Origin of the sequence: Streptomyces sp. NPDC058619, assembly GCF_042717785.1 — a bacterium.
In the GTDB taxonomy this organism is placed as follows: domain Bacteria; phylum Actinomycetota; class Actinomycetes; order Streptomycetales; family Streptomycetaceae; genus Streptomyces.
This window is the reverse complement of the sequence record NZ_JBHXQN010000005.1, coordinates 8,306-32,813: the sequence shown is the minus strand read 5'-3', so window position 1 is coordinate 32,813 and position 24,508 is coordinate 8,306. Positions and strand designations below refer to the sequence as shown.

Annotated in this window: 15 protein-coding genes, 1 tRNA gene and 1 pseudogene; 8 read left to right on the top strand and 9 right to left on the bottom strand. The window is 69.8% G+C overall.

Annotation, left to right across the window (positions count from 1 at the left end; all coding sequences use genetic code 11):
• Nucleotides 1–433: 433 nt before the first annotated feature.
• The 3 genes from ACFWTC_RS07130 to ACFWTC_RS07120 form a co-directional block, all read right to left on the bottom strand.
• Nucleotides 434–3,856 carry an ATP-binding domain-containing protein gene (locus tag ACFWTC_RS07130; protein WP_384028547.1) on the bottom strand — a complete coding sequence of 1,141 codons (3,423 nt, stop codon included), beginning with the start codon at nucleotides 3,854–3,856 and terminating at the stop codon, nucleotides 434–436.
• 92 nt (nucleotides 3,857–3,948) lie between these two features.
• Nucleotides 3,949–4,323: a hypothetical protein gene (locus ACFWTC_RS07125; protein WP_384028545.1), complete on the bottom strand. Its 375-nt coding sequence runs from the start codon at nucleotides 4,321–4,323 to the stop codon at nucleotides 3,949–3,951.
• Nucleotides 4,320–6,779, bottom strand: a complete 2,460-nt coding sequence (locus tag ACFWTC_RS07120; protein WP_384028543.1) for an AAA family ATPase — start codon at nucleotides 6,777–6,779, stop codon at nucleotides 4,320–4,322. Before ACFWTC_RS07120 ends, ACFWTC_RS07125 begins: the two co-directional genes overlap by 4 nt.
• A gap of 298 nt (nucleotides 6,780–7,077) precedes the next feature.
• Here ACFWTC_RS07120 and ACFWTC_RS07115 point away from each other — a divergent pair, with 298 nt between their 5' ends.
• From ACFWTC_RS07115 to ACFWTC_RS07090, 6 genes are all read left to right on the top strand, one after another.
• Nucleotides 7,078–9,282, top strand: a complete 2,205-nt coding sequence (locus ACFWTC_RS07115; RefSeq protein ID WP_383922983.1) for an N-6 DNA methylase — start codon at nucleotides 7,078–7,080, stop codon at nucleotides 9,280–9,282.
• Between the two features lie 90 nt (nucleotides 9,283–9,372).
• Nucleotides 9,373–11,382, top strand: coding sequence for an N-6 DNA methylase (locus ACFWTC_RS07110; RefSeq protein WP_383922980.1), 2,010 nt, complete (start codon nucleotides 9,373–9,375; stop codon nucleotides 11,380–11,382).
• Nucleotides 11,379–12,743: a restriction endonuclease subunit S gene (locus ACFWTC_RS07105; protein WP_383922977.1), complete on the top strand. Its 1,365-nt coding sequence runs from the start codon at nucleotides 11,379–11,381 to the stop codon at nucleotides 12,741–12,743. Before ACFWTC_RS07110 ends, ACFWTC_RS07105 begins: the two co-directional genes overlap by 4 nt.
• Nucleotides 12,740–15,940, top strand: coding sequence for a type I restriction endonuclease subunit R (locus tag ACFWTC_RS07100; protein ID WP_383922974.1), 3,201 nt, complete (start codon nucleotides 12,740–12,742; stop codon nucleotides 15,938–15,940). Before ACFWTC_RS07105 ends, ACFWTC_RS07100 begins: the two co-directional genes overlap by 4 nt.
• A 115-nt stretch (nucleotides 15,941–16,055) precedes the next feature.
• The gene (locus tag ACFWTC_RS07095; RefSeq protein WP_383922971.1) at nucleotides 16,056–17,312 is read left to right on the top strand and encodes a hypothetical protein; all 1,257 of its coding nucleotides are present in this window, start codon (nucleotides 16,056–16,058) and stop codon (nucleotides 17,310–17,312) included.
• Nucleotides 17,313–17,512: 200 nt separating this feature from the next.
• Nucleotides 17,513–19,102 carry a protein kinase gene (locus ACFWTC_RS07090; RefSeq protein ID WP_384028541.1) on the top strand — a complete coding sequence of 530 codons (1,590 nt, stop codon included), beginning with the start codon at nucleotides 17,513–17,515 and terminating at the stop codon, nucleotides 19,100–19,102.
• 235 nt (nucleotides 19,103–19,337) lie between these two features.
• Here ACFWTC_RS07090 and ACFWTC_RS07085 read toward each other — a convergent pair.
• From ACFWTC_RS07085 to ACFWTC_RS07075, 3 genes and pseudogenes are all read right to left on the bottom strand, one after another.
• A pseudogene (locus ACFWTC_RS07085) lies at nucleotides 19,338–19,637 on the bottom strand (ImmA/IrrE family metallo-endopeptidase); the annotation flags it as partial.
• 235 nt (nucleotides 19,638–19,872) lie between these two features.
• Entirely contained in the window at nucleotides 19,873–20,022 is a 150-nt protein-coding gene (locus ACFWTC_RS07080) for a helix-turn-helix domain-containing protein (protein WP_383922965.1), read from the bottom strand.
• Nucleotides 20,023–20,137: 115 nt separating this feature from the next.
• Nucleotides 20,138–20,299 (bottom strand): hypothetical protein, encoded by a 162-nt coding sequence (locus tag ACFWTC_RS07075; RefSeq protein WP_383922962.1) that lies wholly within the window; start codon nucleotides 20,297–20,299, stop codon nucleotides 20,138–20,140.
• 423 nt (nucleotides 20,300–20,722) lie between these two features.
• Here ACFWTC_RS07075 and ACFWTC_RS07070 point away from each other — a divergent pair.
• Nucleotides 20,723–20,795: transfer RNA gene (locus ACFWTC_RS07070), tRNA-Arg, on the top strand.
• Nucleotides 20,796–21,026: 231 nt separating this feature from the next.
• A complete protein-coding gene (locus ACFWTC_RS07065) occupies nucleotides 21,027–21,881 on the top strand; it encodes a nitroreductase/quinone reductase family protein (protein WP_383922960.1) in 855 nt (284 codons plus the stop codon).
• 82 nt (nucleotides 21,882–21,963) lie between these two features.
• On the opposite strand, the gene ACFWTC_RS07060 is transcribed toward ACFWTC_RS07065, so the two are convergent.
• From ACFWTC_RS07060 to ACFWTC_RS07050, 3 genes are all read right to left on the bottom strand, one after another.
• A complete protein-coding gene (locus ACFWTC_RS07060; protein WP_384028539.1) occupies nucleotides 21,964–22,086 on the bottom strand; it encodes a hypothetical protein in 123 nt (40 codons plus the stop codon).
• 100 nt (nucleotides 22,087–22,186) lie between these two features.
• The gene (locus ACFWTC_RS07055; RefSeq protein ID WP_383922954.1) at nucleotides 22,187–22,390 is read right to left on the bottom strand and encodes a hypothetical protein; all 204 of its coding nucleotides are present in this window, start codon (nucleotides 22,388–22,390) and stop codon (nucleotides 22,187–22,189) included.
• 138 nt (nucleotides 22,391–22,528) lie between these two features.
• Nucleotides 22,529–24,508: MFS transporter (locus ACFWTC_RS07050; protein ID WP_384074094.1), on the bottom strand; the 1,980-nt coding region annotated here is incomplete at its 5' end.

Sequence of the window (24,508 nt, the reverse complement as noted above, 5' to 3'; positions counted from 1 at the left end):
GGTCCGTTCGGGCTGGCCGCCTGTGGCGCGGCACAGCTTTCCAGCTGTAGCTCTGGTCACGAACGCAACCCCCGAATCCGACGCCCTATCGCGCATAAGCGGACCAGCTCTCACGGACCCTGGTCAAGGTCAGCTCCCCGCCACACACCGGCTCGTATCAGCCAACCTGTGCGTGCCTTCTAAGTCGGGCGCGCCGACGCCCCTTTCACGGAGCCGGCCAGATGACCAGGTGAACGTGCTGCTGATCGCCAGCGGAGAGTGATCCTCGGCAATGGGTGTGTAGTCAGCCCTGGTAGCGTCGCCAAACGCTTGATCACGGGCGCCCCTGAGGGGCCACAGGCGTCTGACCCGCTCGACTTCACTCCCAACCCCGCGGAATCACCTGCTTCTGCTTCGCCTGCTCCAGCAGGCGCAGGCGAGAACTGAACGACGGCTACTGGTGATTGCTCACCCCGGAGGAGCCGAAGGCCGTGTGCGCGTTCTCGCCGCCCCAGCCGGTCGGGCTGCGCCAGATGACATTGACACGGAAGACGTCGCGAATCGTGTCTACAGACCAGTCTTCGGCAGGCGGTTCGGAGAGGACAAGGTAGAGACCGTCGGCCGGCGCGGGCAGCGTGTGGTTGATCTCGAGCAGGCGGGTCGCGCCCGATCGCAGGTCCACATAGGTGGAGCAGCCTGCGCCCAGGGCCTCGTAGAGGAAAAGACCGTGCTGGGTGACGCAGCTGACGTCGACGACCGAGGAGTCGGCCGGCTGGAGGTCCGCCCAGAGAAGTGATGCCTTCAGCGCATGACGGACCGCCTCGTGCTTCTTGCACGTACGGTCGGCCCCGGCAGCCGCTTCCAGCGCGCGGAGGAAACCATCCTTCGTGGTCGCAGCCGGTGTTGCGGCGGCGGTGTCCGCGGTGGTCATCTGCACCTCTTCCTTCTGGTCTGGTTGCTTCGGGGCGACGGGGATCGCGCCGTCAGAGTTCGACTTCGTCGCCATGCTGAAGCGCTCCTGGAGCTCTTGCCGTGCTTCAGCGAGGGGCCCTGCCCAGCCGGAAGCATCCAGCCCCTCCGCGAACCGACCTGCGTCGAAAGTGCCCTCCTTGAGCGCACGGTTGGTCGTCGCGGCAAGGTCTCGAAGAACTCCGAGTCGCTCTCTGTCCGGATCACCGAACAGGTGAAACACGTCGACCCAGTCAGCCTGGTCCCGACGAAGGATGCGGTTGGCCATGCCCTGGAGTTCGGAGAGGCGGCCGCGGGCCTCGGGAACGTCGCCGTCGCTGCCGGTCAGCTCTCCCAGCACATCCAGCGCCGCGAGATAGCGCCCCGCCATCCGCTCCGAGACGGGCGACCGGCCACGCTGATCGGCGGTGAGCACCGTCTGACTCGTGTCGTTCGCGAACACCCAGCAGTCCAGCTCGTCACCCCGGCGCGGGGGAACCGAGCCCTGGCGGACGGTGAGCACGAGCGGCCGACCGATCACCGGAGACAGCGGCCTGACCTTGTACCGACCGCCAGAGACGTGGCCCACGACCTCGACCCGGACATCGCTGCCGATCCGGGGAAGGCTTTCCGCCGCGCCCGCCGGCCGGACGTCCGGTGCCGCGGGTTCGGCGTCGTCCGCGGAGGAGGTGAGCGCCTCCGGCAACGCGGCGGTGTGCAGGACCGTCAGGCTCTGGGTGCTGCGGGTGAGGGCCACGTACAGCTGACGCAGCCCGGCCGGACCACGGTCGGCGATCGTCGCGGGCTCGACGACCAGGACGTGGTCGTACTCCATTCCCTTGGCCTGCGCGGCAGCCAGTACGGACACGGCATCGCGATCACGCTCGGCGATGTCGCCACGCTCGTGGATCCGGTGGCTGATGGCGTCCAGCCAGTCGGAGTCGTCGGGGACGATGACGGCAACGGAGCGGGGGTTGTTGCCATCGCTGGTGCGCACCAGTCGTGCCACGTGGGCGACGGTGTCGTCGAGCAGCTTCCATGGTTCGGTCGCCACGGTCCGCACGGCGTCCACGCCCGCCTCACGGACAGCCTGTGGATAAGGCAGGGACGGGGCGACCACTCGAGCGAGAGGGGCGACGAACTCCATGATCTCGGCGGGGACGCGGTAGCTGGTAGTGAGCTGAGCCACGCTCCAGTCGCCGTGGTCGGAAAGGAGTGCGCCGAGCAGGTCCCAGCTCGTCGGGATGTGGGCGCCCGTCGCCTGCGCGAGGTCGCCCAGGACGGTCATGGAGCCGCCCACGGCACAGCGCCGCCGCAGGGAGCGGGCCTGCATGGGCGTGAGGTCCTGGGCCTCGTCGACAACGATGTGGCCGTATCGCGGTGGGGTCTCGCCGCTGATCAGCACGCGAAGCTCTTCGAGGCAGACGTGGTCGTCGAGGGTCCACGGATCGGCGTCGGCGCTGGCAGCGCGGGCCCGCAACACGGCTGCCTGCTCGTCCTCGTCGAGGATGCCGTCGGCGCAGTCCCGCAGGAGGTCGGCCGAGTCGTAGAGGCTACGCAGGGCCTCCCGGGGGCCGGGGGACGGCCAGACACGTTCGACGAGGCGCTCGACCCGGCGGTTGCGTTCCAGGTCGCGGCGGATCGTGCCGGCCTGTCCGCGGCGCGGTGCGACATCGGCGAGCTCTTGGAGAAGCCGGTCGACGAACAGGCCGCGGAAGCGGTCCCGCCGCTCCCGGAAGGGCCCGCCGCCGGCGTGAGCCTGGTCGAGGAGGGCGAGGACCTCGGACTTCGGCACGCGGAGGGTCGTACTGCCGGCGGTGACGACGACCCCGGGCTCGTCGCCCTCGTAGGAGGGGGCGACGGTGAGGGCGTCCAGGGCCTCGGGACGGTAGTCGCTCTCGACCCGGCGCCGCAGTACGGCCGCCATGCCTTCCCCTGACTTCGCCAGACGCGCCTTCGGGGAGTCCACACCGAGGGTCTCGCCCTCCCACAGGCGGTCCAGCTGGACGGCGTTGACGTCCCGGGTGCCGAGGGTGGGGAGGACCTGGCCGACGTAGTCGAGGAACCGTTGGTGAGGGCCGATGACGAGGATGTCCTGGGCCGTGAAGTGCTCGTTGTTGACGAGCCAGGTCACCCGGTGGAGACCGACCGCCGACTTGCCGGTACCGGGGCCGCCCTGCACGACGAGGATGTCCGAGGGCGAGCCGGTGACCAGCGCCATCTGGTCACGGCGGATGGTCTCGACGATGTCCCTCATCCGGCCGCCGCGCGACCGCTGGAGCTCCCGCAGGAGGAAGTCGTCCGGCTGGGGTGCCTTCAGCCGCTGCCGTCGTACGACATCGCCGAGGGTGGGGGCCGACGTACGCTCCGGGGCGGGGGACGCGTCCGCCTCCTCCGCCATGCTGTCGTCGGCGGCCTGGCGGGGCGCCGGTACGTCGGCGGACTCGGGTACGCCGACGGGCTCGGGTACGGGTACGGGAGCGGGTGCCGCCGGGAAGATCTCGTCGAAGTAGCCCTCGACGATGCGCTCTACGCAGCGGAGCTGCCGGCGCAGGACCACCTCGCCCGGGCTCTCGGGCCGGGTCTCGATCCAGGTCTTCGCCTGGGGGCTGGTCCACGGCAGCACCACCAGCTCGTGCGAGGCGTCGTGCACGCTGCGGCGCCCGATGTACCACGGTCGGGGCTCTCCGCCCGGGTCCTCCGGGGCGTCGACGCGGGAGAAGACCAGCGCCTCGTCGCCCAGTCCTCCGTAGGCCTCGGCCCGCGCCTCCGCTTCGGCCCGGTTGGCGATCCCGTCCTTGCCGCTCGCCGAGGCGGTGGCCGCCGAGGTGCCGCTCAGTTCGGCCAGTTTCGTGGTGTAGCAGTCATACGCGTGGTCCACCGCCCGCTGCTCGCCGGCGAGGGTCTCGTCCCGAGTGGTGGTGCTCATGTGCGTCCTCCCTGCGGTGCCGGGGGACACCGCCACGGGCATGTGCCCGTACCCCGTGAAACAACTATCAGAAAACGGACGGTGACGAACGATCAGTTGCCGAGTTCCCGGACGAGACCGCCGGCCTCGGCCCGCCAGACCCGCACCTGGTCGTACGTGGGTCCGAGCTCGTACAGGTGGTAGTGGCACCCCAGACTCAGCTGGGACCAGAGGGCCTTCGCCCGCCGGGCCGTTTCGGCCGGCGCGACGGAGTGCAGGAGGAGCAGCTTGGCGCGCCCCGTGGTGCGGGGCAGACCGGGCATCACGGCGTCCAGCACCCGGTCGACGCAGAGCTCCAGCGCGGTCCGCAGCGCGAGGCAGGCGCCGCGATGCCGGCCGGCGGTGGTGGCGTCGGCGAGTTCGCCGTCGAGGAGGCGGTCGGCCGTCAGCAGCAGGCCTTCGACGGACGCGGGAACAGGGGTGGTCATGCGGTCACCTCCGGCTTGCGGATCTTCTGCGCCAGGTTCTCCACGTCCGAGACGAAGCGGTGCGGGTCGGGGATCGAGGCGCCGCTGGAGTGGGACCCCTTCTGGCACTGCTGGATCAGCGACCATGCCGGGCTTCCGTAGCGGCGAAGCACCTCCCCCGTGACGCCGGCACCGCGCGTCACGTCGCCGAAGAGGGCGAAGGCCGCGACCTCCTGGAACCTTTCCGCGCTGTCGATCGCGGTCTGAAGGTCGTGCTCCGAGCCGCCAGTGCGGTGGTGGCGGATCCAGGCGGCCTCCAGGAACGCGTTCTCAAGGGCGATCCGGCACAGGCCGGGCAGCACGTGGCTGTACGTCTCGGGGGGAAGCCCCGGAGTGGCGGCGATGGCCCGGGCGTCGCCGATGGCCTGCGCGACCGGGTCGTCGACGCAGTCGACCTTCACCCGGGACCCCTCGCCACGCGTCACCTGGAAGACCGTGACCGGCAGCTCCTGGTCGGTGAACGCCTTCTGCAGACGGGGGTCGTGGGTGAAGACGAGGATCTGCCGGTGCCGCCCCATCTCGTGCAGCACCTGGGCGAGTCCGTGCACCTTGGTCGGGTCCATGGACTGCACGGGGTCGTCGATGACGAGGAAGCCGAACGGGCTGTCCGCGGTCGTGGCCCTCGGCAGGAAGAGGGAGAGCGCGAGGGAGTGCAGCTCCCCCTGGCTCATGACGTCGAGCGCGGGGGCGTCCTGGCCGTCGACGGAGGCCGCCATGACGAGCTTGCGGACGTTCGCCTTCTCGCTGCCCTTCAGGCTCACGGCAGTGAGGTCGACATTGCTCTCCTGCCGCAGGCGCTCCCAGATGGCCTGCGTGGCGACGGTGAAGCGCTCCATGCGCTGCTCCCGCAGCTCGGTGGAGAGGTCCTTGAGCCACTTCACCGCCTTGCGGAGGTCGCCCAGGAGAGGCTTGTCCCGCTCGGTCTCGCGCGCCTTGTCCGCCCAGGCGGCGAGCCGGGCGACGAGCGCACGCCACCGCTCGTCGCGCTCCTCCAGCTCGTGGGCCGCGTGCCTCCTGACGGTGTCGCAGGCGTCGACGAGGACCGTGGCGGCTTCTTCGGCGCTCCTGGCGAGCTCGGCGGGGTCGGTGATCTGCCGGCAGTCGGTCCACACCTGCCACGGGGCGGCCAGTGCAACGGGGATCCGCCGGGGGTTCTCGATGAGGTTCTGGAGGTTCCGCTTGCCGGTCCGGACGGCGGCGTGCCCGTCCTCGGCGATCTTCGCCTCGTGGCGCAGCTCCGCCACCTGTCGGGAGGCGCGGTCGTACCACTCCCGTCCGAGGACCCGTTCCGTTCCGCACGTCGGGCAGACGTCGTCGTCGGGGTGCCGGTCGGCTTGGGCGAGGGCCTTCTCCAGCAGATCGGCGCGCAGCCGGGCGTTCTCGGCGTCGGTGCCGTGAAGGTCCTCCACGTCGGCGAGGGCGATCCGCAGCCGCCGGACGGCCTCCTCGACTTCCGCGAGGTCGGGCCCCTGCACCCCGGCCTCGCTCCGGAGCTCGGCGAGCCGGCTGTCGTCGGCCGGGGGGAGACCGGCGACGAGCGCGTCGATGGTGTCGAGGTCCAGGACGCCCGGGGTGTCCACGGCGAGCAGGGCCCGTACGGCGCGGTCGTCGTCCTCCAGGGTGTAGAGGGCGTCCTTCAGGCCGGGCAGGGCCTCCCTCGTCTCCTTCGCGACGGCAGCGAGGGCCTTCTCCCGCGCGCTCAGCCGGTTGGTCGCGGTGGAGAGCAGCTCCATGCCGAGGATGGTGGCGATCGCGTCGTACCGCTCGGACGGCTTGCCGGTGAGCATGAGGTCGAGGTCGGTGTACGAGAGGAACGGCCGGTGGTCGGCGAGGGCCGTGTCCCAGCCGGCCTCGGCCACGGGGACGGTCCCGTGACCCGGGCGCTTGAAGGTCGCTTCGGAGCTGCCGAACTCCTGGCTCGTCCAGGTGCGGGTGAGGGTGCTGTTGCCGGTGTCGTTCTCCATCGCGAGCTTGAGCTCGATCTTGGGGCTGTCGGCGTTGTGGAGGTTGTACCAGTGACCGCCGCGCGTGGCGTCCTGGCCAGGCCGGTGGGCCCGGGTGCCGGTGAAGCCGACCTCGATGGCGTCGGCGAGGCTGGACTTGCCGGAACCGTTGCGGCCCACGACGAGGTTGACGCCCGGGCGGGGGCTGAGGCTCAGCCGGGCACGAGGCCCGATGCCGCGGAAGCCGTTGACGGCGAGGGAGCCGAGGTAGATCCGGCCGCCCGGGGAGGTTCCACGGGTCTCGTTCTCGCCCAGCGCCTCCTTCAGCAGCGCCTTCACGGACTCGGGGAGTGCCGCCTCGCCCAGACGGGTCCGTACCAGATCGGCCAGGGGCGGGGGCTGGTCGGCGGGGTTCGGCCGAGCGGGGTCGGTGGGTTCGTCCGCGTTGCGCTGGAACTGTTCCGTCACGGTCATGTGCGTCTCCCGGGGGCCGGATGCTCGTTCGGAGGGTGGGGCGGACACCGGCACGCGGTTGGTGCGGATGGCGCCCCGGCGTTCGCGTCGGGGGTCCACAGTGCGGTTGCGCAGTTAGCTCACGCTTCCACTCGGAACCATGACTAGATAAGCATGACACTGAAAGCACCGTCAAACGGCTTGACGAATTTGACGACTGTTGTAGTGTGTTAACCGTCCCTGCCCGACTGGCCCGAGAGGTGCGGAGCCCCACGCCATGCCCCAGCAGCCACCAGCCCGACCGGCGCCCTCAGCGCATGTGACGGCCGCCGAGATCTCCCGTATCGCAGGGGTCACGCGCGCCACCGTCAGCAACTGGCGCCGCCGCCACGACGACTTTCCGGCTCCCAGCGCAGGCACGGAATCCAGCCCGCTCTACGACCTGCCGGCCGTCCAGGCATGGCTGCGGGACCGCGGGCACACCTCCACCGCCTCGCCGACCGAGGAACTGCGTACGGCGCTCCGGCTGCTGGGACCCGGCTCGGGAGTGGCCGCGCGACTGTTCCCGCTGGCGGCCGGCGCGTCCCGCCGCACCCCGGAGGAGCTGGCCGAACTCGCCGCCCTGCCCGACGACCGGTTGATCGCCCGAGCGGAGAAGACCGCGCGCGAGCTTCCGGCCGCCGTGCCCGAGGCCGAGCCGGTCCGCTACGGTCCGGACGACGCGGACGCGGTCCGCGCGCTGCTGGGTTGCGTCCGTGAGGCGGGGCCGCAGGCCGCCGTCGACGTCCTCGCCGAACGCGAACTGGACGAGGGCGCCGTCAGCGGCGTCTACCAGACCCCGGAGGGCCTGGCCCTGCTCATGGCACGGCTCCTGCCCGCCGACGCGTCCCGCGTCCTCGACCCCGCCTGCGGCAGCGGCACTCTCCTGGCTGCCGCCGCCCGGCAGGGCGCGCGGGAGCTGTTCGGGCAGGACTCGCTCCCCGTCCAGGGCCGGCGCACCGCGGTCCGGCTGCTGCTGGCCGCACCCGAAGCCGAGACGGCGATCCGCGTCGGCGACAGCCTGCGCGACGACGCCTTTCCCGACGTCACCGTGGACGCCGTCCTGTGCAACCCGCCGTTCGGCGACCGGGACTGGGGTCACGACGAGCTGGCCTACGACCCGAGGTGGGCGTACGGACTTCCGCCGCGCTTCGAGTCCGAACTGGCCTGGGTGCAGCACGCCCTCGCGCACCTGGAGCCCGGGGGCCACGCGGTCATGCTGCTGCCGCCCGCGCTCGCCTTCCGCTCCTCCGGCCGCCGCGTCCGCGCGGAACTCATCCGCGCCGGGGCCCTGCGCGCCGTCGTCTCGCTTCCGGCCCGTGCCGCGTATCCGCTCCACATCGGCCTGCAGATCTGGGTGTTCCAACGCCCCGAGCCGGGCGGCACGGACCGTACGACGGTGCTGTTCGTCGACGGGGAGGGCGAGCAGCGGGACGGCGCCCCGGGCACAGCGACCGCCACCGACACGGCCACGGCCGACGCCGGCACCCGTGGCGGCTCACGCCCCCGCCGCTCCGGCTCGTCCTCCTCCGCCGCCTCTTCCTCCGCCGCCTCCTTCGACTGGGTGGGGCTGACCGACCGGGTCCTCGGCCAGTGGACCGCGTTCACCGCCGCACCCGACGCCTACGCCGACGAGCCCGGCGTCGCCCGCGCGGTTCCGCTCGTCGACCTCCTCGACGACGTCGTGGACGTCACCCCGGCCCGCCATGTCCGGGCGACCGCGGGCGACATCGACCCGGCGGCCCTGGCCAGCCGCGTTGACGATCTGTACGGGCAACTGGCCAAGCAGGTCACCGCGCTGGCGGCCGCCTCCGCCAACCGCGGGTGGCAGCCGTCCGGGGCCTCGGCCCGCGAGTGGCGTACGGCGACCGTCTCCGACCTGGCACGCGGCGGAGCCCTGACCGTGCTGCGGGCGGCGGCGCCCGGCACACGGGGCTCCAAGGGCTCCGACGCCCCCTCCGTGGAGCGGCCAGTACTCGCCGCCCGCGACATCGCGGCCGGAAACCCGCCGTCCGGCACGGCTGGCGACATCAACTCGGACGCCGCGCAACCCGTAGCCGCCGGGGACGTCCTCGTACGCGGCGTCGCGAACGGCGGCAACGCGGCGGCGATGACCCGGGTGGCGGACGACCGGGACGCCGGCGCCCTGTTGGGTCAGCACATCCACCTCCTGCGCCCCGACCCGGCCCGCCTCGACCCGTGGTTCCTGGCCGGGTTCCTCGGTGCCGAGGACAACATCGCCTCCGCGTCGACCGGCAGCACCCTCGTGCACGTCACACCAGGGCGCCTGCGCGTACCGCTGCTGCCCCTGGAGGAACAGCGGCGCTATGGGGAGGCCTTCCGCCGCGTGCACGAACTGCGCGCGGCCGCCCGCCGAACCGCCGCCCTCGCCGCCGACACCGCGGCCACCCTCACCACCGGCCTGACCGCCGGCGTACTCCTGCCACCAGCCGGGCCGGGCAGCCCGGGCAGCCGTTCTGTCTGAAACGCCCCACGAGTCCCACCGCACACGACCACACTGAATCCCAGCCGTCCCACGCCCGGACGGTGTTCTTCGGAAGGAAGCCGGGACCTCTTGAACAGCAGCAAGCACACGGAGCTGGCGAACCACGCCTGGTCCGTCGCCGATCTCCTGCGCGGTGACTACCGACAGTCCGACTACGGCAAGGTCATCCTGCCGTTCACCGTGCTGCGCCGCCTGGAATGCGTCCTGGAGCCGACGCGCGAGAAGGTGGTCGAGACCGTTGCCAGGTTCGCCGGCCAGGACATCGACACCGGCCACTTCCTGCGCAGGGCCTCGGGGCACTCCTTCTACAACAAGAGCGACCTCACTCTGCGAAAGATCGCGGCGGACCCGCAGAACGCGGCAAAGAACCTGCAGATCTACGTCGGTGCCTTCTCCGACAACGCCCGCGAGGTCCTCGACAAATACGAGTTCAACCAGCAGGTCAGGAAGCTCGACAGCGCGAACCTGCTCTACCAGGTCATCGGCAGGTTCACCGACCTCGACCTGCACCCCGATGTCGTGCCCAACCACAACATGGGCTACATCTTCGAGGAGCTGATCCGCCGCTTCGCCGAGCAGTCGAACGAGACCGCAGGTGAGCACTTCACCCCGCGCGAGGTCATCAAGCTGATGGTCGAGCTCCTCGTCGCCCCCGACGCCGACGTCCTCACCATGCCGGGTGCCGTCCGTACGGTTCTCGACCCTGCTTGTGGCACGGGCGGCATGCTCAGCGCGATGGACGACTACATCGAGTCGCGGAACGAGCACGCCACGGTCGAGGTGTACGGCCAGGAGCTCAACCCCGAGTCCTGGGCGATCTGCCGCTCCGACCTGATGATCAAGGGGCAGGATCCCGACAACATCGCCTTCGGCAACTCCTTCTCCGACGATGGTCACGCGCGGCGCAAGTTCGACTACATTCTCGCCAACCCGCCGTTCGGCGTGGAGTGGAAGAAGGTCAAGGAAGCAGTCGAGTACGAGCACAACACGCTCGGCGACGCCGGCCGCTTCGGAGCGGGCCTGCCCCGTATCAACGACGGTTCACTCCTCTTCCTCCAGCACATGCTCTCGAAGATGAAGCCGGTGGACGTCAACGGCGGGGGCGGTTCCCGCATCGCCATCGTCTTCAACGGCTCCCCGCTGTTCTCGGGCGCGGCCGAGTCCGGCGAGTCCAACATCCGCCGCTGGATCCTGGAGAACGACTGGTTGGAGGCCATCGTCGCCCTCCCGGATCAGCTCTTCTACAACACTGGCATCTCGACGTACTTCTGGATCCTCACCAACCGTAAGAACGCCGACCACAAGGGCAAGGTCGTCCTGCTCGACGCGCGCGACCAGTGGCAGAAGATGCGCAAATCGCTCGGCGACAAGCGCAAGGAACTCGGCGACGGTACGAAGGGCCGCCCCAACCACATCGGCGACATCACCCGGCTGTACGCGGAGGCCGTCCAGGTCGCCAAGGATCCCGAGCACCCGCTGCACGGCAAGGTCAAGATCTTCGCTAACGAGGACTTCGGCTACCAGCGCATCACCGTCGAACGACCGCTGAAGCTGCGCTTCGAGGTCACGGAGGAGACCCTGTCCACGCTGGCGGAGGCCAAGCCGGTGGCCAAGCTGGAGCGGAGCGAGGAGTTCGTGGCGGCGGTGCGTACGCTGCTCGGCTCGTCCTGGACGACGAAGTCCGACGCGTTCGTCGCACTCAAGGACGCGGTGGTCGCGGCCGGCCTGACGTGGCCCTCGGGGGCGCCGTTCGCGAAGGCGGTACGAGAGACGATCGGCGTCCGGGACCCGGAGGGCGAGGTCCAGAAGATCAAGGGTGCGGCTGAGCCGGACACGGACCTGCGCGACTACGAGAACGTTCCGCTGGGCGAGGACGTCGAGGACTACCTCAAGCGCGAGGTGCATCCGCACATGCCGGACGCGTGGATCGACCACACGAAGACGAAGATCGGCTACGAGATCCCGTTCACGCGGCACTTCTACGTGTACAAGCCGCCGAGGCCGCTGGCGGAGATCGACGCGGAGCTGAAGGCTCTGGAGACGGAGATTCAGGTCCTGCTCGGGGAAGTGACCCGGTGAACACCTCAGCCGTCACATCGCCTTTCCCCAAACCCTCTGACACCTACGAACTTGTACGCCTCGGATATGTCGCGCGCTTGCAGAACGGACTGACTGTCGATGCCAAACGGGACGTAACAGGTGACGTCGTCACCAATCCGTACTTGCGTGTCGCCAATGTCCAAGCAGGGAGCCTCGACCTCAAATCGGTCACCGAGATCACCGTGCCTCGAAGTGTGGCCCGACGCAGCACACTTCGTCCAGGTGACGTGCTTATGACCGAAGGAGGGGACTTGGACAAGCTGGGCCGTGGGACGGTCTGGCAGGGCGAACTTGACCAGTGCCTGCACCAGAACCACATCTTCGCTGTCCGCCCCGATCCACAGCGACTCAGCGGCCGCTTCCTCGCCTACGTGACCCAGTCTCTTTACGCCCGCCACTATTTCGAGAGCACCGGCACGAGAACCACAAACCTGGCCTCCACCAATAGCAGCAAGATCCAGAGTTTCCCTCTGCCGCTTCCGCCTCTGGAGGAGCAGCGCCGCATCGCCGACTTCCTCGACGCCGAGACCACCCGAATCGGCATGCTGGCGCGACTTCGTTCGCGAAGCCTTGATCTCCTGAGTGAGCAGGCGGTCGCCCGGATGGACTCTGCCGTTCGAGGGGACTCAACCGGCCAAACTAGGCAGGCCGAGTATTCACCAATGGGTCAGATTCCTGCTCACTGGCGTGAAGGGAGACTGCGGTCAGTCGATTGCGACGTCCAGACTGGCCCCTTCGGGAGCCAGTTGCACGCTGAAGACTATGTTGCCGACGGATGGCCCGTGATCAACCCAGCCAATATCACGCCGTCTGGACTGGCGGCTGATAACCATGTGACTGTCAATAGCGAGACTCGCGAACGGCTGGCACGGCACATTCTCCAGGTGGGCGATGTCGTCTTCGGACGCCGCGGAGAACTCGGTCGTGCGGGCGTGGTATCGGCCGAACAGGGTGGTTGGGTATGCGGAACAGGATCGCTCCGCGTGCGATTCCGTGAGCATGCATTTCATTCGGGATACCTCCGCCGCTACCTGACCATCCCTGCAGTACGTCACTACTTCCAACTGCATGCAATTGGAAGCACGATGGCCAATCTGAACACCTCCATCCTGCTGAACATGCCGCTCCTTCTACCGGAGATCCGAGACCAGGTTTCCATCGCTCAAGCCTGCGATGAGATTGAGGAGGAGACGGCCGCCCGCGTGACACTGGTGAAGCGTCAGCTCGCTCTGCTCGCCGAACGCCGCCAAGCCCTCATCACCGCCGCCGTAACCGGCCAGTTCGACGTCTCCACCGCCAGCGGACGCAACGCAACGGACGGAGTGAGCGCGTCGCCATGAGCCCCATCCACACGGAATCCGCCTTCGGCGACGCCATCGTCGCCGCCATGGTCGAGCGCGGCTGGCGTGAGGCGCGGCCGCAGGACTACCGGGCCGACCTCGGCCTGGACACCAACGAACTCTTCACCTTCATCGGGGCAACCCAGCCCGACGAGTGGAGCGAGCTGCTCACCGTGTACGGCAGCGACCCGAACGAGGCGCAGCGCGGGTTCGCCGGTCGTCTCGACCAGGCCATCGCCACCAACGGGCTCCTCGATGTCCTCCGCAACGGCGTCAAGGACCGGGGCGTCCTGCTCCGCGTCGCCTACTTCAAGCCGAACCTCGTCGCCCACGACTCGGTGCTCGACGGCTACCGAGCCAACCGCCTCACCGTTGTCCGCGAACTCGTATACGCGACGAAGCAAGCCGACTGGGGCAACAAGCTCGACCTCACTCTCTTCCTCAACGGAATCCCCGTCGCCACGGCCGAGCTGAAGAACCCGCTGACCAAGCAAGGGGTGGAGCAGGCCAAGGAGCAGTACCGCACCGACCGCGACCCCACCGAGCTGATCTTCACGCGCCGCGTCGTCACGAACTTCGCCGTCGACCCGGACCTGGTCTTCGTCGCCACCCAGCTCAAGGGCAAGAACACCCGCTTCCTGCCGTTCAACACCGGGTCCAACGGCCCCGGTCAGCCCGGCGGGGCCGGCAACCCGGCCCCCACCGCCTACGGCACGTACGCGACCTCCTACCTCTGGGAGCAGGTCTGGCGGCCGGACAACTGGCTGGACCTGCTCCAGCGGTTCGTGCACCTGCACAAGAGCAAGACGCCCGGCGGCGGCTCCACCAAGACGATGGTCTTCCCGCGGTTCCAGCAGTGGGACGCGGTCAAGAAGCTCACCGCGCACGCCGCAACGCACGGCGCGGGCCACGACTACCTGGTCATGGCCTCGGCCGGCTCGGGCAAGTCGAACACCATCGGCTGGCTCGCTCACCGCCTCAGCGACCTGCACACCCCGACCGACCCGCGCGTACTTGACCCCGAGGCCATCGCCAAGAGCCTCAAGCCGGGCGTGCCGGTCTTCGACAAGGTCATCGTCATCACCGACCGCCGCAACCTGGACGCGCAGCTCCGGGAAACGGTCGGCAACTTCGAGCAGACCGCCGGCCTGGTCGTGAAGATCGACGAGAAGTACGGGGCAAAGGGCGAGCAGCTCGCGAAGGCCCTCTCCCGCGACACCGGGAAGATCGTCACCGTCACGCTGCACTCCTTCCCGGCGCTGCTCGACTACCTCCAGCGCAACCCCACGGAGATCCAGGGCAGCAGCTTCGCGATCATCGTGGACGAGGCGCACTCCTCACAGTCCGGCGACGCCGCCACCGCCGTACGGTCCGCGCTGCGCGACCTCGGCCTGGACTCCGACTCGGACGACGCGGGCGCGACCACGGTCAAAGCCCCGGCCGCCGCAACCCTCGACGAGCAGCTCAAGAAGAGGGCCGAGCAGCGGTCCCGCGCCGCGAACCTCTCCTACTTCGCGTTCACCGCCACGCCGAAGGCCAAGACCCTGGAACTGTTCGGCACGCTCCAGGACATCGACGGCAAGGCTGCCTACCGCCCCTTCCACACGTATTCCATGCGGCAGGCGATCGAGGAGGGCTTCATCCTCGACCCGCTGCGGAACTACGTCACGTACAACACGTACTGGAAGCTGGTGAACCAGAACCCCGACGAGCGGGAGGTCGACCCGTCGAAGGCGAACGGCCTGCTCGCCCGGTACGCGCTCACCCATGACTCGACGGTCGCCCAGCACGCCCAAGTGATCGTGGAGCACTTCGTGGCGCACAGCCGGGGCCGTCTCGGCGGCCGGGCCAAGTCCATGGTGGTGACCGCCTCCCGGCAGTCCGCCGTGCAGATGGCGCGCGCGATCAAGAGCTACCTCAAGGACCGGGACTACGACACCAAGTACCCCGACCTCGGCGTCCTCGTCGCCTTCTCCGGCTCGCTCACGATCGACGGTGAGGAGACCACCGAGCCGAAGGAGAACGGCGGGCTGTCGGAGAGCGCGCTGCCGAAGGCGTTCGCGTACACACGTGCCGACGACAAGGCCGCCCGGGCTGGCGGTGCGGGCCAGCGCGAGTACCGGATCCTGGTCGTGGCGGAGAAGTACCAGACCGGGTTCGACCAGCCGCTGCTGACGACGATGTACGTCAACAAGTCACTGACCGGCATCTCCGCCGTCCAGACCCTGTCCCGGCTGAACCGGACCGCCGAGCGCAAGACCCAGGCGGACCTGGCGGTCCTGGACTTCGTCAACGACGCCAACGACATACAGGACGCCTTCCGCCCGTACTTCGAGGAGGCGAACACCCTCCCCTCCGACCCCAACCTGCTCTACACCGCGCAGAGCCGGGTCATGCAGGCGGCGATCCTGTCCGGGCAGGAGATGGACGAGTTCGCCGCCGCATACTTCGCCGCCAAGGAGAAGGCGGCAGGCTCACAGTCCAAGTGGGAAAAGCTGCACGCCGAGCTGTACCGGCGGCTCTCCCCCGCCGTCGCCCGCTTCACGCCCCTGCTCGAAAGCGAGGACACGGACGACCAGGAGACCGCGGAGGAATTCCGCGCGGCCCTCAACGACTACGTCAGGAAGTACGGCTTCCTCGCGCAGATCGTCCCCTACCAGGACGCCGAGTTGGAGCGGCTGCACCTCTACGGCCGCTACCTCCTCAACCGGCTGCCACGCCGGGCGGACGGCGGCGTGGACATAGGCGAGATCGACCTCAGCCACATGCGGGTGGAGAAGACCGGCGAGTACGACGTCTCCCTCACTTCCGAGGGGCCGACGACGATGCAGGGCTTCGGTGACGGCACGGGCGGTGCCAAGGAAGCGGAGAAGTCACTGCTCTCGAAGTTGATCGACGACTTCAACGAACGCTTCGGCACCGAGTTCACCGAGCAGGACGTGATTCGACCGTTCGAGGAGGCCAAAGCCGACCCGAAGGTGCGGGCAGCGGCCGTCGTCAACGACGAGGAGAACTTCGGCCTCGTCTTCGACAACGTATTCGCGGACAAGATGGCCGACCACATCGACACCATCGCGGGCATGGGCCGCCAGTACTTCGGCCCCGACAAGGGCTTCAAGTCCAGTCTGGACCGCAGTGCCCGCAAGGCCGCCTGGCGGATGATCCGCCGCGAAGAGGGCCTGGACGACGACGTCTGATGTGTACGTACGCCCCGGCCGGGGCGCCCTGTGGAGGAAGACCTAGGCCCCTGCACGGCGTCGCCGTGCTCACCCCACTACCCCTCAACTGCGAAAGCCACTTCAGGAGCGGGCAATGGACAACGCGATTCAGCTGATCAGCGACGGTGATGGATTGGCAGTCATCGGGAGTCCGACGGATGTCGAACGCTTCCTCGCCTCGGAGGGGCTGCCGTCGAAGGACCTCGGACCAGGACGGCTCAAGTCCGTCTTCGACACCGGGGCTGCAGTCGCGCAGGCAGGTTCGGAGATCGCCGGCAACTCCGGTCGCTGGGTGAAGCTGACCACGGAGTCCGCGCAGCGTCTCAAGAAGTTCGGGCTGATGGAGACCAAGACGCCAGGCGTCAGCCATGCGATGTTGGGCAAACCCGGATCAATCAAGTCATGGCTCCAGATCGAGAAGGGGGCCGGCTCCTTTCTGACCAACCCGGCGCGTCTGGCCGGTGCCGCGGGGATTATGGCGCAGCTCGCGATGCAGCAGACCATGGACGAGATCACCGACTACCTCGCCGCGATCGACGAGAAGGTCGACGACGTGCTCCACGCCCAGAAGGACGCTGCGTTGGCCCGCATGATCGGCATGGACCTCGTGATCGAGGAGACCATGACCATCCGAGAGCAGGTGGGCCGGGTCTCCGACGTCACGTGGTCAAAGGTGCAGGCCGCGCCGGCGACGATCGCAGAGACCCAGGCGTACGCATTGCGTCAACTCGATGCACTCGCGGAGAAGGTGGAGCGCAAGAGCGAGTCCAAGATCGGCGATCTCGCCACGGCGGCCAACGAAGCCGAGTCCAAGGCTCAGGAGTGGCTCGCCGTTCTGGCTCGTTGTTTCCAACTTCAGGACGCGATCGCCGTGCTCGAACTCGACCGAGTGCTGGACGCGGCTCCGGAGGAGCTGGACCGGCATCGCCTCGGGCTTCGGGCTGCCCGACAGAACCGGCTGGATCTCATCTCGCGGAGCACCGAGCGTCTGGTGGCCCGGATGAATGCGGCTGCTGCCACCGCCAACGCGAAAGTGCTGCTGCACCCGACCAAGTCCCCGGCCATAGTCCAGTCGAGCAACCATGTCGCAATGGGCGTCTATGACTTTCACGGGCGGCTCGGAATTGAGTCCGGCCGCCGGTCATCGGATGCGAGACGATGGGTGCACGCGGCCGCGGAGGCGAGGGACAAGGCGCTCGAGACAGGAGCAAAGGGCGTCGGTGCCGCCAGAAGCCTCGGCAACGAGACCCTCGACCGGGCCGGCTCGATGAAGGGGAAGGTCTCCAGCGGGATCGCCGAGCTGGCGCGCCGTCGGCGCGGGAACGAGGAGGAACGCGACCAGGAAGGCTGAGCCTGATCCGTCGGTCGGCCCCCGGATCTCCGGAGTGGTGGCGTTCTTTGTCTCAGCCAACCGTGCAGGACGCGGGTGCCGGTCCCAGCGGTCGGTGGCCCCGTGGCCCCTTGCGCACCGTGACCGCTGGACGGCGGATCACCCCTGCGGCCACACTTGTCCCCTGACCGTGACTGTTCATCACGCACACCGGGGGCAAGGTGCCGCAGGAGGCGATCTCCGACCGTTACGAGCTCCTGGAGGAGCTCAGCCACGGCGGCATGGGCGATGTGTGGCGCGGCTACGACGCCGTGCTCGACCGACCCGTCGCCGTGAAGCTCATCCGGCAGGCTTCGGTCACCTCCCCACAGCTGGCCGAGGAGTTCGCCAAGCGCTTCCGCCGCGAGGCCCGCATCACCGCGCGCATCCAGCACCCCGGCGTGCCGCAGGTGTACGACGCGGTGCTCGACGCGTCGTACGAGCGGCTGTTCCTGGTGATGGAGCTCGTCGACGGTGTACCCCTGTCCGCCTACCTGGACCCCGGCCGACCGCTGCCGGTCAGCTGGGCGGCCGGCGTCGCCGCGCAGGTCGCGACCGTACTGTCGTACGCGCACGACGTCCCGGTGATCCACCGCGACCTCAAGCCGGGCAACATCCTCGTCGCACGCGACGGCACCGTGAAGGTCCTCGACTTCGGCATCGCCGCGATCCTGCGCACCGACGTCACCAAACTGACCGCCACCGGCAGCCCCATCGGCACCCACCAGTACATGTCGCCCGAGCAGGTCCGCGGCGGCCGCATCACCCCGCAGACCGATTTGTACGCGCTGGGCTGTGTGCTGCACGAACTCCTCAGCGGACAACTCGCGTTCGAGGCGGAGAGCGAGTACCTGCTGATGTACCAGCACGTCAACGCCGCCCCCACCCCGCTGCGACAGCTGCGGCCCGACGTCCCCGAGGCACTGGAGGAGCTGGTCCTGCATCTGCTGCGCAAGGCGCCCGAGGCGCGTCCCGCCGACACGCAGGAGGTGTACGCGCGGCTGCTGCCGTTCCTGCCGCCTCCGGGCCAGGAACCCGGCACGACGGACGTCGGGCCGGCCGGCGCGCCCGACCCGACGGGCGTCTTCCGTCGTCCTTTCGCGCCCCGCGCCCGCGCCCAGGCGCTCGCACCTGATGGTTTGCCGCCCACGGCCGTCCTCCCGGGGGCCCGGCCGGTGCTCGTTCCCGCCCAACTACGCGAGGACATCAAGGCGGCGTACGCCCATTCCGACGCCCTGTTGGAGGAGGAGCGGTTCGCTCAGGCCGCCGAGGTGCTCGGCGAGATCATCGAGCCCGCGGCCCTCGCCCTCGGCTCCGAGAGCAAGGCCGTTCTGGCGCTGCGCCGCCAGCGAGCGGCAATCCGCCTCCTCGGCGGCGACTACCGGGCCGCCCTGCCCGAGTTCGAGGCCCTCGCCGACGCCTACGCCCGCATCGCCGGGCCCACGGGCGAGCAGTCCCGCGCCTGCCGCGCCCAGGCGGCCCGGTGCCGCGCCGAACTGGGCCAGGTCACCGACGCGCTGGCCGCGCTCCAGGGCGTGCTGAACGTGGTGCGGGCCGTCGACAGTGACGTGAGCGAGGAAGCGGTGGAGCTGCGGCACAACATCGGGATGCTGCTGCTCGCCCAGGGCCAAGCCGCCGAAGCCAGGCAGGTCCTCGAACCGCTCCATCAGGACATGTGCATGGTGTTCGGCCCCGACGACGAGATGACCGTCGAGATTGCCGCGGCGCTGGCCCTGATCCGCCTGGACCTCGACGGCGACGCTGCCGGGTAACCCGCTCGTACACCTCGCAGGCTCGGCTGGAGTCACTGAAGCAGGCCAAGGACCCGCACATCCGCACCATCTCCCGGTTCTTCATGCCGTGCGGCTCATCCCGGCGGCAGCCACGCTTGCTCAGTTCGGTGCATGCCGACCGGTACTGCCAGTCGGTGAGGAGCCCCAAGTCGTGCATGCGGTAGGTGAGTGCCATCGCGGAGACCTTCCAGATGCTCTTGGCCCGGATGATCTGATCAACGTGGGCGCCGGAGGGCATGTGGCCGAGGACGCTCGACGCCGGCATCAGGAACGCGCTCGCGAAGTCGTTGGCCTGGCGCTCGGCCTCAGGGCCCGAGCATTCCTTGTCGCTCCCGTGCATCACGAGGTGGCCGAGCTCGTGGGCAGCGTCGAAGCGCCCGCGCTCCACCGACTTCATGGTGTTGAGGAAGACGAAGGGAGTGCCGTTGCGCCAGACGGCGAAGGCATCCACTTCCGCGTAGTCAGGGGCAAGGGAGAAGACGCGGACCCCGTGGGCTTCGAGCAGGTGCACCATGTTGGGTGCGGGCGCGACGCCCAGGTCCCAGCGGGTGCGGACCACTGCGGCCGCGGTCTCCGGGTCCGGCTTGCTCAGTGTGGGAACGTCCGCTGCCGGCAGGCGGAAACGCTCGTCGATCCAGTCGTAGAGCAGCGCGCCCAGGGTGCCTGCCGAACGGGCGGCGTCCAGGGTCCGCGCCGAGGTCTTGCTCCGCGCACGCCACGAGATACCTTCCGCTGGGAGCTCGTCCAGCTCAGGCCCTTCGAAGAAGCACTCCGGGAAGTCCAGCGCCTTCGCGATACGGGCCGTGGTGGTGCGGCGAGGCGCGGTGCGGCCCGTTCTCGTAGTTGGACAGGCTCTGCAGCGAGACACCCGACTGCTCGGAGAGCTCGGCGAGCGTCATCCCCCGGCGCTTACGGGCCAGCGTGATACGGGACGGGGTCACCATGGTGGGGCTGCCTCAGTGATCGGTGGTGCGTGGTGGGGCGGCGGTTCTCCGTCACCCCACCCTACGGGCCTCAGCGGAAATCGATCGGGATGTCGATCTCGCCAGGTCCATCTTCGTCCAAAGGTTCGATTCCGTCCATCTCGAGGACGGGAAGCGAGATGCGGCGTTTCCACTTCACGACGAACCCCCGCTCGAGCTTCTCGGGCAGGGAGAGCTCACAGTAGATCTTCATGACGTCCCCGGCCTGGACCCGGTACGAGACGAGGAACCACTTCTGCAGGGTTGCCGCCTCCTCCGCACCCAGCCGGGCCTTGTCAGGCCCGGGGGGAAACCGAGAAAAGTTGAAGCTGGACGTTGTTCCCCTGGCAGCTGAGCGGTCGGCCAGTGGGGCCGGTCCGCCACACGCCCTACCCGTCCTGTCGCAGGTCAGCGACCTTCCGCAACCTCCAGGGAGGCGCTGTGGCTTATGGGGGCGCATCCGCCGAGCACGATCCGCTAGGCTGTCTGCGGTCAGTCGGCTACTCGGCACGTGCGGGAGAAGGTGTCCACTCGGACATCTCTCCTACGGCGCCGCGACACCAGCTGACCAGGTCGTTTGGCTCGCCAGGGTGGCGAACCCCACTGGGGTTTCCTCCACGGTTTCCGTCAAGCCCCCGCCTTCGTAGCTCAGGGGATAGAGCACGGCTCTCCTAAAGCCGGTGTCGCAGGTTCGAATCCTGCCGAGGGCACGATCCGAGGACCCCCAGCCGCACATCGGCTGGGGGTCTTCGTCGTCATGTGGTTACATGGCCCGCGTGTCGCGTGACGCCGTCCACTGAGCTGTGGGCCGGGCGGTGGTTGGGCAGGCACCTGTACGTGAAGGACCGGGCCCATGGGCTTCCACGCCACCGGCTACGGGTGATTCCCCTCGGTTGTTCCGCTGCCATCGCACGCACACACACCGTGAGGACCCACACTCCGTGTCACCCGCTTCGTTCGCCTCGTTCAACCAGTCCGTCATCGACGAGTTCAGGGCCAACTCCGGCCGCGTCGGGGGGCCCTTCGAAGGCTCCGAGCTCGTCCTGCTCACCACCACCGGCGCCCGGTCCGGGAAGCCGCACACCGTCCCCCTCGGCTTCGTACGGCAGGAGGCGGCCGACGGCGGGCACCTGCTCGTCGTCGGGTCAGCGGCCGGCGCCGACCGGCATCCCGCCTGGTACCACAACCTGCTCGCGCACCCCCTCGTCGAGGTCGAGACCGGCACCGACACGTACGAGGCCGTCGCCGTGCCCGCCGAAGGGGCCCGGCGGGAGGCCCTGTTCGCCCACGTCGTCCGCGAGGAGCCCGGATACGGCGCCTACCAGGAGCAGACCGCGCGGCTCCTGCCCGTCGTCGCCCTCCAGCGGACCCACGAGGTCCCGCCGTCCGGGGAGACGGGGATCGCCGGGAAGCTGCTGGAGGTGCACGGCTGGCTGCGGGCCCAGCTGGCCCACGTACGGGAGGAGTCCCGCGGCGGCGGTCCGGCCTCGCTCGGGCTGCAACTGCGCCAGCACTGCCTGGCGTTCTGCCGGTCGCTGGAGTTCCACCACACGGGCGAGGACGCCGGGCTGTTCCCGTTCCTCGCCGAACGCCACCCGGAGATGCGGGAGTTCTTCCTGCGGATCGCCGAGGACCACCGCACCATCGCCCGGCTCCAGGAGGATCTCGTACGGGCGCTGGACGGGCCGGACGACGCGTTCAGCGGGCGCGTGGAACGGCTGAGCCGGGAGCTGGAGGCCCATCTCGACCGGGAGGAGGCGCAGTTGCTCCCGGTACTGCGGGCTCTGGAAGGCTGAGGCGGGCCTCGGCGCCGCCCTCCGCGCGGTTGCGGAACGACAGGGGCGGCGCCGAGGGCCCGGGCCTGGCCCACGGCGATCGTCAGGCCCAGGCCACCGTGACGGGCGTCGCGCCGTGCTTGTGCGCGTTCAGGACGAGGTTGCCGATGATCCGTTCCAGCCGACGGCGGTTCGTGTCCGTCTCCAGCCGCGTTCCGGCGGCCACCACGAGCGCCGTGTCGGTGGCGGAGGCGCGTCCTGCCCCCCCCCTCGCGGAGGTGCGTCCTGCCCCCCCCTCGCGGGGGCGCGGGTCAACCGGGCCTGCGTCAGCTCAGTCCCCGGCTGCGCTCGCCGATGCGGTCACCCTGTGGAGTGCCGGCCCGCTTGAGGGCCGCCTTCGTGTGTGCTCCGCCCTTGACCTTGCTCCGGAGCGGGCCCTCGAAGCCGTGGCCCTGCGCCCGCGGCACCTGGACATGCTCCTGCGCCTTCGCGATGGCGGCCTGGACGTCCTGCATCTGCTCTTTGCTCATCCCGTCGTCAACTCCCTCGGGAAGCACCCAATCGGACTACTGGGATCGTATGCACATATACCGGCCGACGCACCCGGGCCGGAAGCAAAGAATGCGGGATCAAGGACCGCGCGGCCCGCTCGGGACCCCGCCCCGGAATCAGGGGCCGCGCGGCGGGGCCGGGTGCCCCAGGGCCTTCTGCACGAGCTCGTCCGGACAGGGCGTCCCCCGGGGGAGCTGGTACTTCGCCGTCACCCGGTACTCCCCCGGCCCCGGCGCCAGCAGCTCCGTCCACACGTCGCCCGACGGGTCCGGGGCCGCCTTGAACAGACACCCGGCCGCGTTCGCGTACTCCTTCGGCAGCCCGGTCGCGCCGCCGCCCCGCGCCTTCGAGGCGAAGGTCTCCAGCGGCGGTACCACGGCCCTGCCGTCCGCGCCCACCAGGCCCAGCCACGGGGAGTGCGGGACCCGCACCAGGACCCGACCCGCCTGCCGCACGTTCACCACGAGCTGGTCGGCGCCCGCCCGCACCACGCGGGCCGGGCCGGACACCAGGGCGGTCGGCGCCTGGACCTTGAACAGCTGCCAGTTCGCGTCGCCCCACACCTGCTGGAGGTACGGCAGCCCGGCGCGCACCAGCCGCGCCTCGTCCTTGCCGCCCTCGTCGGGCCGGTCGGCCGGCAGCACCACGTAGTGCACGGCCCAGCGGTCCAGCCACTCCCGGTAGCTCACGTCGTTGAGGGTGTCGTCGTAGAAGAGCGGGTTGCGCTCCAGGTCGGCCTGCCGGTTCCAGCCGCGCGCGAGGTTCACGTACGAGGGGAACGCCGACGACTCGCGGTGGCTGCTCGCCGGGACCACCTCGACCCGGCCGCGGTCGGCGCCCACCTTCTCCAGCTGGTCGACGAGCGGGGCCAGCTCACGGTTCCAGGCGGCCAGCGGGGTGGTGCGGATGATGTCCGTGACGCTGTTGGTGGTGATCCAGCCGGTCAGCCCGGCGAACGCCAGCAGCACCGCGTACCAGCGCCGCGAGCGCGGCGCGTAGTACGGGAGGGCCGCGAGCAGCACGGCGCCACCGAACAGCATGATCATCCGGGTCACGTTGGAACCGACCTGGGAGTCGACCGCCCAGGTCAGGAAGGTGCCGAAGGCGTAGACGGCCGCCGCGACACGGACGGTCTTCCAGCGCTTCGGCACGAGCACGCACACCGCCACCGCGAACACGAACGGCAGCCAGGCCGAGCCCAGCCGCATCGGCTGCGTCCCGGAGAACGGGAACAGCCAGGCCGACAGCCCGACCACGGCCACCGGCGCCAGCCCCAGCGCGTACGCACCCGGGCGCCGCCGGGTCAGGAACAGGGCGGCCGCCACCACCCCCAGGAACAGCCCGGCGACCGGGCTGGAGGCGGTGGCCAGCCCCGCCAGCGGGGCCGCCACGGCGGCCTTCGCCCAGCGGCGCCGCGACCACTTGCGGGGCCAGCAGAACACGGCGGCGACCGCGGCGAGCGCGAACATCGCGCCGAGGCCGAAGGTGACCCGGCCCGACAGGGCGTTGCAGAGCAGCCCGTACACCCCGGCGAGCGCGGGCCACAGCGGCTCCCGCACGGAGCCGCGGCAGCGGGTCAGTATCAGCGCGAGCAGCCCGGCCGAGACCGTGCCGGCGATCATCATCGTGGTGCGCACGCCGAGCACGTGCATGAGGTACGGCGAGACCACGCTGTACGAGACGGGGTGCATGCCGCCGTACCAGGCGAGGTTGTACGCGGAGTCGGGGTGGCGCCCGACGAACTCGGCCCAGGCGTCCTGCGCGGCGAGGTCGCCGCCGCTGTTGGCGAAGCTGAAGAACCACAGGACGTGCAGCAGTCCGGCGAGGACGGTGGCGACCGCCACCGGGTGGCGGCGCGCCCAGTCGAGACCGGGACCGCCCCGGCCGCCGGACTCCGGCGGAGCCGGGGCCTGCGCGGCGGCGGTCTCCGCCGAGGCGGGGTGCGCGGCGACGGGGTGCGCGGCGACGGGGTGCGCGGCGGCGTCCTCCGCGGCGGCCGAGTGCGCGGCGGCGGTCTCCGCCGAGGCGGGGTGCGCGGCGACGGGGTGCGCGGCGACGGGGTGCGCGGCGGCGTCCTCCGCGGCGGCCGAGTGCGC